Consider the following 12,525-nt stretch of genomic DNA (forward strand, 5'->3'; position numbering starts at 1 on the left):
GAATCAGCTAATGAGCCATGCGACACAGGAAAACCTCAACCTCTTCTGGTTTCTGCCCACCCATGGCGATGGGCGCTATCTTGGCACCACCGAAGGCGGCAGAGCAGTCGATTTACCCTATTTACAGCAGGTTGCGCTGGCGGCAGATAATCTGGGCTACTACGGTGTATTAATCCCGACCGGTAAGAGCTGCGAGGATTCCTGGCTTGTCGCCTCTGCACTGGCTCCGATCACCAAAAAGCTGCGCTATTTAGTGGCCGTGCGTCCTGGCCTGCAACCGCCAAGCCTGGCGGCGCGTATGGCGGCCACGCTGGATCGGCTTTCTGGCGGACGTTTATTGATTAACGTGGTCACGGGGGGCGATCCGGTTGAGAACAAAGGTGACGGCATCTTTCTGAGTCATGAAGAGCGCTATCAGGTGACCAGAGAGTTTCTTGAGGTTTACTCCCGCCTGCTGAAAGGCGAGAAGGTCGATTTTTCGGGTGAGCATATCCGCGTTGAAGGCGCTGAGATCCTCTTTCCGCCGGTGCAGGAAAATGGCCCACCGCTCTATTTTGGTGGTTCGTCTGATGCCGCTATCGACGTTGCGGCGAATCAGATCGACACTTATCTGACGTGGGGCGAGCCGGTTGAACAGGTAGCGGAAAAACTGGCGGTGGTTCGTCAGCGGGCGCAGGAGAATGGCCGTAGCCTCTCCTACGGCATCCGGCTGCATGTCATTGTCCGTGAAACCGAAGAGGAAGCCTGGGCGGCGGCCGATCGGCTGATTTCTCATCTGGATGAAGAGACCATTGCCGCCGCGCAGAAGATCTTTGCCCGCATGGACTCAGCCGGACAGGCGCGGATGAGCGCGCTGCATCAGGGCTCGCGAGACAGCCTGCGCATTGGCCCCAATCTCTGGGCAGGCGTCGGCCTGGTGCGCGGCGGCGCGGGTACTGCGCTGGTGGGGAGTCCGCAACAGGTAGCCGATCGCATCCGGGAGTATCAGGCGCTGGGGATCGAGAACTTTATTTTCTCCGGCTATCCGCACCTTGAAGAGGCGCACCGCTTCGCTGAACTGGTGATGCCGCTGTTACCGCTGGCTGCCAACGCCGAAAAGAAACAGCGCAGCGTGAACACCGGTCCTTTTGGTGAAACCATTGGCGGTGACCGTCGTCCTGATAAACAGGCCAGCGCCAGTTAACAGAAGAGAAGGCTTGCTTATGTCACAGCAGCAGATAGTCATTATCGGCGGTGGTTTTACCGGAACCGCGCTGGCGATCCATCTGGCCCGGGCTGGCCAGGCAGGATTGCACGTGACGGTGATTGAACCACGAGCGCAGCTTGCTCAGGGGGTGGCATACGGCACCACCGATCCGGCCCACCGCATCAATGTGCCGGCCGCCAGAATGCAGCTTGCTGGTGATGAAGAGGGCATATTTGACCGCGACTATCGCACATCACCCGCCTTTCAGGCCGACCCGGATGCGTTGTGGCGTGACGGCAATGTTTACCCGCAACGTGGTGAGTTTGGTCGCTGGGTCAATGCGCAGTTTGTGCATCAGCAGCAGCATTCGCCGGTAAAACTCAGCCATCTGCGTGACAGCGCAGTTGCGCTGCAGGATGGCGTAGTGACCACAGCCTCAGGGCAGAAGATCCGGGCTGATCAGGTGGTGCTGGCAATCAGCCATCCACCGCCGGACCTGCCTGTGCTGCTGAAACCCTTGCAGGGGCATCCGGGATTAATTGCCAATCCCTGGCAGAATGGCGCGCTGACACAGGTCGCATCTGACGATCGGGTAGCGATTATCGGTTCAGGCCTGACCATGTCCGATGTGGTGGCATCGCTGCATCGCCAGCAGCATCGCGGAGAGATTACCGCCTTCTCACGCCGTGGACAGCTGCCGCGTGCCAACCTGAGCGGCAGCGATGAGAGCTACACCCTGGATTACAGTCAGCCGCAGCCCGCCAGCGCACTTGGCTGGTTACGTCGTGTGCGTCAGGAGGTAAAACAGGCGGCCGCACTGAATCTGCCCTGGCAGCTGGTGCTGGATGATATCCGCCGTAATGGTCAGCATATCTGGCAGAGCCTTTCATTGCATGAGCAGCAGCGTTTTCTGCACCATCTTCGCCCCTGGTGGGATGTTCACCGCTACCGGATTGCCCCACAGGTAAGTCAGATTCTGAACCAGCAGCAGGCGAGCGGTCAGTTGTCACTGCTGGCGGCACGTCTGATGGGGGCAGAAGCGGTGGGAAACAATCTTGAGCTGACGCTGCGCTGGCGTGGAGCGCAATCAGAAATCTGGGTGGTGGATAAAGTGATTGTCACCACCGGGCCAGCGCACAACGCACTGCTTAAAAGCAACGCGCTGCTGCGCCAGCTCCACGGCGAGGGCGTGATTCAGCCTGACCCGCTGGCGCTGGGCATTCAGGTTAACGCGCTGTCACAGACGCTGAATGCACAGGGTGATGCAAATCCTCATCTCTTTGTGGCCGGGCCTGCCGCGCGTGGTCGCTTTGGCGAACTCATGGGATTACCGCAGGTTGCAGAACACGCTGAGTCCGTAGCACGGCAGCTACTCTCCACTATGCCGCTGCCCATCAGCGAGCGATGTCCCGGCTCACTCATCTACTGAATCACCCTTCCGGAACAATCACTTAAAGGTGGGCGGCAAGCGATTGCCGCATCCGCACAGGAGTCGCTATGTCATCGCAACGTGAAATTCGCCTGAATGCTTTCGATATGAACTGTGTCGGTCATCAATCGCCCGGCTTATGGGCGCATCCCCGGGATCGTTCCTGGCAGTACAAAGATCTGGAGTACTGGACCGACTTAGCACGCCTGCTGGAGCGCGGCAGGTTTGATGGACTGTTTATTGCTGACGTGCTTGGGGTCTACGACGTGCTCAACGGCAATAACCAGGCCGCAATTCGCCACGCCACGCAGGTGCCGGTAAACGATCCGCTGGCGTTAATCACGCCGATGGCGCTGGTGACGGAACATCTGGGCTTTGGCCTGACCGCGTCACTGTCATTTGAGCACCCCTACCCGTTTGCGCGGCGGATCTCGACGCTGGATCATCTGACCAAAGGCCGCATTGGCTGGAATATTGTGACCTCCTATCTGGAAAGCGGCGCGCGTAATATCGGACATCAGGCCCAGACCGACCACGATGCGCGCTACGACTATGCCGATGAATACCTGCAGGTTATCTATAAGCTGCTGGAGGGAAGCTGGGAAGATGGCGCGGTCCTGCGCGATCGTGAACGTCATATTTTCAGCGACCCGAATAAAATCCATCCGATTAATCATCAGGGTAAATTCTTCCAGGTGCCCGGCATCCATCTGTGCGAACCTTCGCCGCAGCGCACGCCGGTACTTTACCAGGCGGGCGCCTCCAGCCGCGGTAAAGCGTTTGCGGCGGAACATGCCGAATGCGTGTTCGTGGCGGCACCTTCGAAAGTTCTGCTGAAGAAAACCGTGGCGGATATTCGCCGGAGAGCCGCTGAAGCGGGACGCGATCCCCGCTCCATACTGGTCTTCAACCTGCAGACAGTCATTGTGGGTGAAACCGACCTGGCGGCGCAGGCCAAATGGCAGGAGTACAAGCGCTATGTCAGTTACGAAGGCGCGCTGGCGCTGATCTCAGGCTGGACCGGTATTGATTTCGGGCAGTATCAGCCGGATCAGGTACTGAAACATCTGCACACCAATGCGATTCAGTCGGCGGTTGAGACATTCTCTACTGCCGATCCCAACCGCCAATGGACGGTGCAGGGCCTGGCAGACTGGGTAGGCATTGGCGGATTTGGTCCGCTGCTGGTGGGCAGCGCCGAAACGGTGGCCGATGAGCTGCAAAGCTGGATTGAAGAGACAGACGTTGATGGTTTTAACCTCGCCTACGCCGTGACGCACGAAACCTTTACTGACGTGGTGGAACTGCTGGTGCCGGAACTGCAAAAGCGTGGCGTCTACAAGCAGGAGTATCAGCCCGGCACGCTGCGTGAAAAGTTATTTGGCCAGGGGCCGCGGCTGGCGTTGCCGCATCCGGGTGCCGGTTATCGCCGGAGTGCTGATGTGGAACAGCGAGCAGCAAGGGTGGAAGTTTCATAATAGAGACGGCTGGCTGTCCGGCATGAATAACCGGCGCATAGCAAAGTGCAAAGAGATAAGAGTACGTCTTGTCGCCGGTAGATGGACAGGCATTACCGGACCGGTCATTGCTGTTAACCGTTGCTGAACCGGTCTGCCATGTGCTGCTGAAACCTCACCCGTTTCAGCAGTATATAAACGAAATTTCGCTGAATGCTACCGGATGAATTTTATATTTCATGCGGGGTCTGGTGTGGGCGAAATATAAGTCTATCTTATTGAATTAATTATAATAGTTATCTGTATTTGTTGGTTGTTAACTATGCCAGGAATTCATATAAAACCCTTGTTACCTGCTGAATATAATAACGAGGATACGATGAGTACATTAGAAATTGACAACACCTTAACTGCGCCACCGCCTCACTCTCAACCGGTTCGATCGGTGAGTGATGTGGCCCGGCTGATCAACAGTAACACCGAAAAAAACAGCTATGCACGCTGGATTGTTTTCCTGGCGCTGGGCGGCGTGTTTCTTGATGCCTACGATCTCACTACCCTCTCCTACGGCATTGATGATGTGGTTAAGGAGTTTGGTTTAACCCCGGTACTCACGGGCCTGGTGACGTCGTCAATCATGATCGGCACCATTGTGGGTAATCTGGTCGGCGGCTGGCTGACCGATAAATATGGCCGTTACTCAGTGTTTATGGCGGACATGCTGTTTTTTGTCGTCTCCGCCATTGCGGCAGGGCTGGCCCCCAACGTCTGGGTGTTGATTGGTGCTCGTTTTCTGATGGGCGTCGGCGTCGGGATCGATCTGCCAGTTGCCATGGCCTATCTGGCAGAATTCTCTAAGTTCTCCGGCAAGGGCAATAAAGCATCGCGCCTCGCAGCCTGGTGCCCGATGTGGTATGCCGCTTCGTCGGCCTGCTTCTTTATTATTTTTGCGCTTTATTTCCTGCTGCCCGCCGAACATATCGACTGGCTGTGGCGCGCCTCGCTGCTGTTTGGCGCCGTACCGGCGCTACTGATTATTGCGGTGCGCAGTAAGTTTATGAATGAGTCACCGCTGTGGGCGGCGAATCAGGGCGACCTGAGCGGTGCGGTGCGTATTCTGCGTGACTCTTACGGCATTGTTGCGCATGAGGAGTCGCCCGCTAAAACCGATGCGGTGAAAGCGACGCCGAAAGTGCGTTTCCACGTACTGTTTCAGAAGCCTTATCTGGAGCGCACGGTCGTCAGTGCGGTGATGAACATCTGTATTTCGTTTGAATACACCGCCATCGCTTTCTTCCTGCCCTCTATCCTGGCGCAATTTCTCGGCGCGGGTATATTTGAAACCATCTCTGCCTCGCTGGGACTGAATGCGTTGTTCGCCTTTACCGGCGGGCTGTTGGGGATGCGACTGGCGTGGAAATTCCCTTCACGGCATGTCGCAATCGCCGGATTTGCGCTGCAGTTTATCGCGCTGATTTCGCTGGCTTTGATCGGTCATCCGCAGGCGACTGCTGGCGTGGTGTTTGCGGTACTGATGCTGGGTTTGTGGCTCTTCGCAGAGGGATTCGGACCCGGCGCGCAGTTGATGATCTATCCGGCGCTCTCCTACCCGACCCACATACGCGCCACCGGTGTCGGCTTTAGTCGTTCGCTCTCTGGTGTGGGCAGCGCGCTGGCGCTGTTTATTCTGCCAATTTTGCAGGCGCGTTACGGCACCAATATGTTCTGGATTGTCTCACTGGCCGCCCTTATCCCGATTATTTTCCTGTTAATCATTCGTTTTGAACCGACCCGACAGGACATCGATGAACAACCCGACTCAGGAGTGGATCATGTCTGAATTAAATCGTACCGAATTTGCCGAACTGGTTCAGCATTTCAGGCCGCTGTTCGCCCGCATCGCTGAGGGGGCCAGTGCCCGTGAAACCGAACGCACACTATTGCATGAGCCGATCAACTGGCTGAAAGCGGCACGCTTCGGCATCCTGCGTATCCCCAAAGAAGAAGGCGGCTTTGGGGTTTCGCTGCCCCAGTTATTTGCTCTGCTGACCGAACTGGCTGAGGCAGATTCGAACCTGCCACAGGCGCTGCGTGCGCACTTCGCATTTATTGAGGATCGCCTGAACCAGCCTGCCAGCGAGGATCGGCGTCGCTGGTTCCGCCGCTTTGTAGACGGTGAACTGGTGGGCAGCGGCTGGAGTGAAATCGGCGCGGTGAAGCTGGGTGAGGTCAATACTCAGGTTTCTCCCGATGAAATGGGATGGCGGATCAGCGGTGAGAAGTTCTACAGCACCGGCACGCTCTATGCAGACTGGATTGATGTCTATGCTCAACGTACTGACAATGGCCGTGACGTGATTGCCCTGGTGAACACCCACCAGAATGAGGTGGAGCGCGATGATGACTGGGATGGTTTCGGGCAGCGGCTGACCGGCAGCGGCACTACGCGCTTTCATCAGGCCCGGGTTGAACTGCCACATGTCTATGATTTCAGTGAGCGTTTCCGCTATCAGACGGCATTCTATCAGCATGTCTTACTGGCCACGCTGGCGGGCATCGGGCGGGCGGTGGTACGCGATGCCGCTCAGGGCGTGGCGCAGCGTAAACGCATTTACAGTCATGGTAATGCTTCGCAGGTGAAGCAGGATGTGCAGGTGTTGCAGGTGGTGGGTCAGATAAGCAGCTGGGCATGGGCAGTCGAAGCCGCTGTCGACCGGGCGACCTACTCGTTGCAGAGGGCATTTGAGCTGCAACTGAGTGGCGCAGATGAGGCGCAGCTTCATGCGGCTAACGTGCTGGCCGAAGTGGAGTCTGCCCAGGCACAGGCGGTGGCCGTTGAGCTGGTGACGCGTGCGGCAACAGAATTCTTCAATGCGCTGGGTGCATCTGATACCCGCGTCAGCAAGGCACTCGACCGGCACTGGCGTAATGCACGAACGGTGTCGTCGCACAATCCGGTGATCTACAAGCTACGTAACGTAGGTGACTGGGAGGTGAACGGCAGCGATCCGACCTTCATCTGGCAGATAGGCAATGGAAATGGGATATAAAATCGCTGTTTAATGGGCAGGTATTTGGGTGTGGTAATGGATCAGCCGGCAACGGAAGCAGCATGGCATAGTGACGGTTTTCATTTTATCCGGACGGGAAACTGGCGTTGGCCATTTAATATCGGTCATTCAGTACGTGATGCGGTAAATAAACACGCTAAACGCGACGTATGTTAATTATCATTTATTAAGCATCAATCGGGCGTTATTTTCTGCCAGCCTGAAGGGTTACTTTTGTGCAAAGGGAAAAGAGCCAGCATTACATCATGACACTGGCTCTTTTTTCATCAGCGTGGCTGTTAAGGCTTACTTCCAGGCTCTGGCATAGCTGAAGAGTGATGAGTTGAGATTTTCCAGCCCTGACCATCCCAGACATAAGTGAAGGTGTAACGTGCTGTGACGTGGGTGCTATCTTTAAAAGTAAATGTATAAACGCCGGTATCAATCGCTTTATTACAACCGATTCTGATAGTCCGGGAATCTATTTTACCGCTCGGTCCTTTTTTCAGGAAGTCTTTAAAATAATCGATACGTTCCTGATCGGTCAGACGTACCTGATTTGAAATGGTCGGCAGTAAAACGGCATCGCTAACATATAACTGAGAGACTTTAGTTGCATCGCCGGTTGCCAGCGCATTATTCCAGGTATTAAACAGGCTTGCGACATCCTGCTCGGAGGCTTTAACACAGGTCACGGGCTGTTGTGCCAGCGTAATTGCAGGCGCGCAGGAGAGACCTAAAAGGCATAATGATAATAACGTTTTTTTCATAAAAATATCCTCTTTTACCCTGGTGGAAGCCGGCGTGCTGTGAGACATCCCAGACGCCGCCATAAAAAGTGCTAATAATTCGCTATTGCGATATGGTCATGCTGTCTTATCGAAAATGAGTCCGATGCGGTAAATAAATGGCCAGTCTCATTTGATTCAAAAATATGATAAATATACGTATCGACGCTTTGACTGGCTGGATTGCAAGATAGCTGATGATAATTACCATCAGGTATTTAAATCTTCAAAAAGGCAGGATTTAGTTTTTTATCCTGTATTTTAATAGCGTCAGGCTTGTGAGTAGTACAGTTGAGCAGTCTGTAGTTCAGGCCTGTGAATATAGTGCCGCCCATTTTTTCAGTGATGTTAAGAGTAAAAAAGTTTTCAAAGGAAAACCCTTCTGGGTAATGTTATCTGGGGTTTTTTTATGAGCGTCAGATTCAACAGGCTGACTATTTAATCCTGTCTGCGCTCATTTAAATAAAGTTTTCTGGCATTTTCACTGTTTACCGCGCTAAATAAATCAGCGTCTGGATGCGTGATTTAATTAAGTGATGTCTTAACAGATAACAGGTTCAGAATTTAAACTATCCCGCGTTAAGGTTTTTTTTGTCAGTATCCTGTTTTAATCCGATGTTCCGATAGCAGATGCCGTTCCGCCTATCGATAAACATCAGTGTGTACTCACCATGCATCCCTGCCCCATCCGATTGTAGTGACTCGCGATCCGGTAAAAACCAGGCTGGATGCTGCACCCAATCATGACTTCGTATAATTGTTCTTATACGAAGTCATGACATAGGGACGGTGCCGGGTTAAGATGGATAGCAATAAAGTTCGCCTTGAAAATGACAACGCTACGTAAATTCTGCCCGGTTATCCCCCTGCTTAGTTCTCAGAATTAACGTAGCGCGATCATCGGCGTCTTTGGTTGATAAGTGAGCAAATATGAGTGAGTTAGTGCCGTTAACCCCTCTGACGGTTGACCGGAATAGCGATATCACCGAACGGCTCCGGCAGTTCGTTCAGGATAAAGAGGCTTTCTCACCTAACACCTGGCGACAGCTGCTTAGCGTAATGCGAATCTGCAATCGCTGGTCGGAAGATAACCAGCGCAGCTTCCTGCCGATGAGTGCAGACGATTTGCGTGACTATCTCTCTTTTCTGGCTGAAAGCGGCCGGGCCTCCTCAACCGTCACTTCACACGCGGCGTTAATTTCGATGTTACACCGTAACGCCGGATTGCCGGTGCCCAATGTCTCTCCGCTGGTTTTCCGTACGATGAAGAAGATAAACCGTGTAGCCGTGATCAACGGTGAGCGGGCAGGCCAGGCCGTGCCCTTCAGGCTGACTGATCTTCTGGCGCTGGATAAAGAATGGGCAGGTTCTGATAACCTTCAGGCGCTTCGCGATCTGGCTTTTTTACATGTGGCTTATGCGACACTACTGCGTATCAGTGAACTGTCGCGATTGCGGGTGCGGGATGTGATGCGTGCCGGCGATGGACGTATCATTCTGGATGTGGCGTGGACAAAAACTATTGTGCAGACCGGCGGATTGATTAAGGCGCTCAGCACCCGTTCGACTCAGCGACTGGAGGAGTGGATTGAAGCGTCCGGGATATCAAGCCAGCCTGATGCCTGGCTGTTTACTGCAGTACATCGGTCTGGCCGGCCACTGATTGCTGAAAAGCCGATGAGCACAAGGTCACTGGAACAGATTTTTAGCCGTGCATGGCGTACTGCCGGAAAAGTGGGCGCAGTAAAGGCCAACAAAAATCGCTACACCGGCTGGAGTGGCCACAGCGCCAGGGTGGGAGCTGCGCAGGATATGGCAGATAAAGGCTATCCGATTGCCAGGATCATGCAGGAAGGCACCTGGAAAAAACCAGAAACACTGATGCGCTATATCCGCCATGTGGATGCACACAAAGGTGCCATGGTGGAGTTTATGGAGCAATATAGTGACCCTGATTATCCTGGCTGATGGCTCCTGAAAAGAGAATAAAGCCCTTTTTCAGGCTGAAGTTATCCACAGAAAAAGTGGACAGCCTGTGTGTAAGCCGGTACGGATTATCGCTGCGGCGGGTATCCACAGCGTTCATCCGGCTGATTTAATTGATTTATTCTTACTGCCATACCAACTGCGGCGTTTCTGTCATGATAAACAGAGCACGTCGGCAATTATGAGTGAGTTGCTGCGCCCGGCAGTGAACCCTGCTCTGGCGCTCAGTGAACTGCAGCAGGAGAATTAAAATTACACGAACCCTACTTCATTTTGGTTCCCATCACATACGTGTGTGTAACAGTTCGATCGTCCCCTGACATTTCCATACCAAACAGCAGCTCTTCGATGCTCTTAGTTTCTTTGTTGCGTCCGGTGAGAACCTGTCCAGCCTGAGGGTCGAGGACGACGAAAATCCTGGCTGTTCTCAGCTAAATGGGTATGCAGATAAACGTCCGGAAATTCTTTAAGCAATTTTCCAGCTATAGTGAGTTCATTGTCAGTGGAGGTAGGCGCGAAACGTGGCGTAACGGCATAATCAAGACGGCCTTTGTGCTGCCATTTTTCAATCAGCGCTTTGCTCTCATCATAGGCTGATTGCGGTGTATCCAGTAATTCAGCGAGTGCATTTCTATCCATCAGGACTTTACCGCTGATCATACGCATATTACGTTTTAACGCCTGCTCAAAAAATGCATCAACTGAGACTGGCGAACGGGTTGCAAACACCAGTGCCGTGGTTGTGCCATTTTTTACCAACTGATCAAGGAAGACAGACGCTTCCTGTGAAGCGTACGCGTGATTGCTGTATTTTATTTCTGTTGGAAACGTGTAGGTATTGAGCCAGCCAATAAGCTGTTCGCCATATTCACTGATCATGGTGATTTGAGGATAATGAACATGAGTGTCAACGAGTCCAGGCGTAATAATTTTCCCGCTGTAGTCAATCATGCTGTCGACCGGCTGATCTTTCAGTGTCGTATAATCACCCGAATTTAAAATATATACATATTTAACAATAAGATAGCTGCCTTTGTAATGGGCGGCTGCTTCTTTATCTTTTGCTGGGTCGGCTTTAAAGTAGATGATCTCCGCCCAATATCCAACCGTTTCTGCTGCTGCGTAAAAAAGAGAAAAGAGACAACAATGCTATAAACTCAAGTTTCATTTACTACTCCATTTACTTTTTTAAAAAATCCGTATCACTCTTTTCAGGGCGGGAATAATAGGTGAAATGAGGTAGGGTGAAGATACCAAAAATACGATGAAATTATTAATCTGAAAAGATCATTTAACTTCTGAAATTAATCCTTTTTGCTGCTGTCTTATCAGTGTGTCAGTCAATGTTGTCTGAAGTTTGAATTTCAGCTGCTTAAGTGTGTCAATATTAAATCGTTTACATTATGGTCCGGGTTTACAGAGTTGCAGCCTTTATTGTCATACTCATACCGGACAACGCATTAACATTTATATCATTACAGGACAAAAATATGGGAAACTGGCCCCTCTTAATGTCGGGAGTTGTTATGCTTTCAGTCGCTACTACAACCATCGCATCCGCTCAGGATCAGCTGCCAGGCTACGCTCAGGGTGCAGAGATTATCCAGGTTAACAGCAGTCAGGACCAGATCGACAATATCGGAGATGTGGTTTACCGCCAGGTAAAAAGCACGCGCTCTGTCAGGCAATTGCATAGGTCACTGCTGGTTCCCCGCACCAATGAATTGAAACCAGCGATCGTCTATTTTCCCGGCGGTGGTTTCCTGACATCGGAACGTGACAAATTTATTTCAATGCGGCTGGCGTTAGCGGAAGCCGGTTTTGTAGTTGCTGCTGCAGAATACCGCACTATTCCTGATATTTTTCCGGCACCAGTTTTAGATGCCAAAGCCGCAGTCCGATATCTGCGCCAGCATGCCTCAGAGTATGGCATCGATCCGGCGCGTATAGGGGTTCTGGGCGATTCGGCTGGGGGATGGCTCGCCCAGATGATGGGGACTACTAATGGGGATAAAACGTTTGATAAAGGCGATTTCCCTGACCAGTCTTCAGATGTTCAGGCGGTGGCCACGTTGTATGGCATTTCCGATCTACGGAGCATCGGCGAAGGCTTTCCCGATGCAATACAAAAAGTGCATCAATCCCCTGCCGTAACTGAAGCTCTGCTGGTTAATGGTGCCGCTTTCCGCGATTTCGCCGGGGCATCAGTGACCGACGAGCCCGAGAAAGCGCTTTACGCAAGTCCGGTTGGTCACCTGAAAGGCGTTAAACCGCCATTTTTAATTATGCACGGCAGCAACGATACTCTGGTCTCTCCGGAGCAGAGTGCGAATCTTTATAACGCCCTTAAAAAAGCGGGTGACCGTGCTGAATACGTATTAATTGAAGGGGCTGAGCATGGTGATTACCGCTGGTATCAACCTGAGGTAATCACCAAAGTTACCCACTGGTTCCGCCAGGCGCTGGGCGGACCGGTGAAATCACAGAATCCATCAGCGGCAGATCCTGACGCCAGCCTTTAACTTAATGAGATGCTTTCTTGCCTGTTAACCTGTGCAGACAAGAAAGCACTCATTTGGCGCTTATTAACTCACTCGACTGCTGCAGGTCCGTGTAACGTATCATCCGG

Annotated in this window: 9 protein-coding genes; 7 read left to right on the forward strand and 2 right to left on the reverse strand. The window is 52.7% G+C overall.

All coding sequences use genetic code 11. The features are described from left to right. Window positions 1-10 precede the first annotated feature (10 nt). From ssuD to FOV68_RS20625, 5 genes are all read left to right on the forward strand, one after another. Window positions 11-1,183, forward strand: coding sequence for an FMNH2-dependent alkanesulfonate monooxygenase (gene ssuD, locus FOV68_RS20605; RefSeq protein WP_083070619.1), 1,173 nt, complete (start codon window positions 11-13; stop codon window positions 1,181-1,183). Window positions 1,184-1,202: 19 nt separating this feature from the next. Further along, the gene (locus tag FOV68_RS20610) at window positions 1,203-2,615 is read left to right on the forward strand and encodes an FAD/NAD(P)-binding protein (RefSeq protein WP_143991460.1); all 1,413 of its coding nucleotides are present in this window, start codon (window positions 1,203-1,205) and stop codon (window positions 2,613-2,615) included. A 68-nt stretch (window positions 2,616-2,683) separates the two neighbouring features. Further along, a complete protein-coding gene (locus FOV68_RS20615; RefSeq protein WP_143790127.1) occupies window positions 2,684-4,093 on the forward strand; it encodes an LLM class flavin-dependent oxidoreductase in 1,410 nt (469 codons plus the stop codon). A gap of 358 nt (window positions 4,094-4,451) precedes the next feature. Then, entirely contained in the window at window positions 4,452-5,912 is a 1,461-nt protein-coding gene (locus FOV68_RS20620; RefSeq protein ID WP_143991461.1) for an MFS transporter, read from the forward strand. Next, window positions 5,905-7,122 carry a monooxygenase gene (locus FOV68_RS20625; protein ID WP_143991462.1) on the forward strand — a complete coding sequence of 406 codons (1,218 nt, stop codon included), beginning with the start codon at window positions 5,905-5,907 and terminating at the stop codon, window positions 7,120-7,122. Before FOV68_RS20620 ends, FOV68_RS20625 begins: the two co-directional genes overlap by 8 nt. Before the next feature lie 299 nt (window positions 7,123-7,421). On the opposite strand, the gene FOV68_RS20630 is transcribed toward FOV68_RS20625, so the two are convergent. Continuing rightward, a complete protein-coding gene (locus FOV68_RS20630; RefSeq protein ID WP_143991463.1) occupies window positions 7,422-7,892 on the reverse strand; it encodes an SgcJ/EcaC family oxidoreductase in 471 nt (156 codons plus the stop codon). Between the two features lie 948 nt (window positions 7,893-8,840). Here FOV68_RS20630 and FOV68_RS20635 point away from each other — a divergent pair. Further along, the gene (locus FOV68_RS20635) at window positions 8,841-9,878 is read left to right on the forward strand and encodes a tyrosine-type recombinase/integrase (protein ID WP_064703442.1); all 1,038 of its coding nucleotides are present in this window, start codon (window positions 8,841-8,843) and stop codon (window positions 9,876-9,878) included. Between the two features lie 372 nt (window positions 9,879-10,250). Here FOV68_RS20635 and FOV68_RS20640 read toward each other — a convergent pair whose 3' ends face one another. Next, window positions 10,251-10,847, reverse strand: a complete 597-nt coding sequence (locus FOV68_RS20640) for an amidohydrolase family protein (RefSeq protein ID WP_143991464.1) — start codon at window positions 10,845-10,847, stop codon at window positions 10,251-10,253. Between the two features lie 539 nt (window positions 10,848-11,386). Between FOV68_RS20640 and FOV68_RS20645 the strand changes: the two genes are divergently transcribed. Further along, complete coding sequence (locus FOV68_RS20645; RefSeq protein ID WP_143991518.1) at window positions 11,387-12,418, forward strand: alpha/beta hydrolase; 1,032 nt, start codon at window positions 11,387-11,389, stop codon at window positions 12,416-12,418. Window positions 12,419-12,525: the final 107 nt, after the last annotated feature.

The organism is Pantoea sp. paga, from assembly GCF_007558755.1.
Classification (GTDB): domain Bacteria; phylum Pseudomonadota; class Gammaproteobacteria; order Enterobacterales; family Enterobacteriaceae; genus Pantoea; species Pantoea agglomerans.

Bases quoted from the DNA above. Each gene is read 5' to 3' on its own strand.
- FOV68_RS20620 (WP_143991461.1), top strand. From the start codon at position 4,452: ATGAGTACATTAGAAATTGACAACACCTTAACTGCGCCACCGCCTCAC.
- FOV68_RS20625 (WP_143991462.1), top strand. From the start codon at position 5,905: ATGTCTGAATTAAATCGTACCGAATTTGCCGAACTGGTTCAGCATTTC.
- ssuD (WP_083070619.1), top strand. From the start codon at position 11: ATGAGCCATGCGACACAGGAAAACCTCAACCTCTTCTGGTTTCTGCCC.
- FOV68_RS20630 (WP_143991463.1), bottom strand. From the start codon at position 7,892: ATGAAAAAAACGTTATTATCATTATGCCTTTTAGGTCTCTCCTGCGCG.
- FOV68_RS20640 (WP_143991464.1), bottom strand. From the start codon at position 10,847: ATGATTGACTACAGCGGGAAAATTATTACGCCTGGACTCGTTGACACT.
- FOV68_RS20635 (WP_064703442.1), top strand. From the start codon at position 8,841: ATGAGTGAGTTAGTGCCGTTAACCCCTCTGACGGTTGACCGGAATAGC.
- FOV68_RS20615 (WP_143790127.1), top strand. From the start codon at position 2,684: ATGTCATCGCAACGTGAAATTCGCCTGAATGCTTTCGATATGAACTGT.
- FOV68_RS20645 (WP_143991518.1), top strand. From the start codon at position 11,387: ATGGGAAACTGGCCCCTCTTAATGTCGGGAGTTGTTATGCTTTCAGTC.
- FOV68_RS20610 (WP_143991460.1), top strand. From the start codon at position 1,203: ATGTCACAGCAGCAGATAGTCATTATCGGCGGTGGTTTTACCGGAACC.